This window comes from Bacillus sp. B1-WWTP-T-0.5-Post-4 (genome assembly GCF_009183795.1).
Lineage (GTDB): Bacteria > Bacillota > Bacilli > Bacillales > Bacillaceae_G > Bacillus_A > Bacillus_A cereus.
Genome location: NZ_WEIJ01000037.1, coordinates 1 through 1,258 on the forward strand (window position 1 = coordinate 1; position 1,258 = coordinate 1,258).

The window sequence follows — 1,258 nt, forward strand, 5'->3', positions numbered from 1 at the left end:
CCCGCTTGCGCAGATACGAATAACGCTTGCTTGTCGCCATTCTCTACGAATTTAGAGTTCGGCATTACTTTTGATAATCGTTTCAGATCGTGCAATGCGAACGGTACAGTCGTCTCAGCCTTACGACCTTTCATAATCGATTTTACAGGCGTCTCACCGTATTGATCGACCGTAACTTCTTGTACAGATGTAGATACACCGAATGAGATACCGCCTTTCGTGATATCGAATTTAACCATGTCTTGTCCTTCACCGTATTCTACGATTGCAGCACCGATCGGTACATTGATTGTGTTTGATTTAGCCATAATTATTACCCCCTGATAGTTAGTTGAAAGTTTAGCGAAAAGATAGGACGTTTCGCCTCGTCCGTTCCCGTCCATATCGGTTGGGATTGTAATGCTTGTATTTTTGAGACCGACCAATCGCCGATCATAACGTCTTTTTTATACTTGAATTCTTCGTACAACTCGTACGCTTTCGTTTCTGCCGTTGCTACATCGCCAACGTTCCCACGCACTAAGAATTGTAGTGTCGGCTGCCTTACGCCCGTCTCTCGTGTAGGCATTCCGCCATGTAGTACGATTAAGACGCATTCGTCTTTCGACTTCGTAGGATATGTGTAGGCGTAGTATGTATTCGGTATGATCGGTTTAACGTAAGTCATAACGTCTTGTGCACGCATACTACCTCAATCCTTTCTGAACACCTTCGCCCAACCACTGTAAGTACTTTTGTGACTCACCTTTAAGTGGTCGCTCTAAATATTTACTGCCGACCGCATAACCGTTAAAAGATCCCGTAGAACTCGGCGTATACGACCATTCGTGCATCGCTATTGCGTAATTAAAATTGCCGCGTCCGAATGCCGAGAACGAAACTTCCCCGATTACTTGATCGCCTTGTTGTTTAACGGTCTTTTTATGTGATTTACGTAGACTGCTCGTATCGATAGGCGCAATATTTGACGAGATCCTAGCGAGATCATCTACGCAATCCTGCATAGTTTGTTTAGTCGAATGTTTAACGTCGTTTGCGATCCGATTCATATTTCCGTCGAAGCTGCTAAAGTCGATTGTGAATCCTGACATTAAATAAACACCACCGTCAGCAACGGCTTACCTGTGAAATCCCGCTGAATTGTAATGTTTTTTGGATTGCCTTTGTAAATCGTTCCTGCTTCGTTGACGTACTCAATTTCATCTTCGTAACCGATATCAGCTAGCTTGTCTAGCAATAATTTCAGATCGACAACGAT

General features: G+C 43.7%; 1 protein-coding gene and 1 pseudogene. Both read right to left on the minus strand.

The genetic code is table 11. The annotated features are described in order from the left end of the window. A pseudogene (locus GBN91_RS28565) lies at positions 1–308 on the minus strand (hypothetical protein); the annotation flags it as partial. A 5-nt stretch (positions 309–313) separates the two neighbouring features. Next, complete coding sequence (locus tag GBN91_RS28570; RefSeq protein WP_098926377.1) at positions 314–685, minus strand: minor capsid protein; 372 nt, start codon at positions 683–685, stop codon at positions 314–316. Positions 686–1,258 lie beyond the last annotated feature (573 nt).

What these genes read in the sequence shown, in the direction of transcription:
- GBN91_RS28570 (WP_098926377.1), bottom strand. Translation starts at nt 685, where the DNA reads ATGCGTGCACAAGACGTTATGACTTACGTTAAACCGATCATACCGAAT.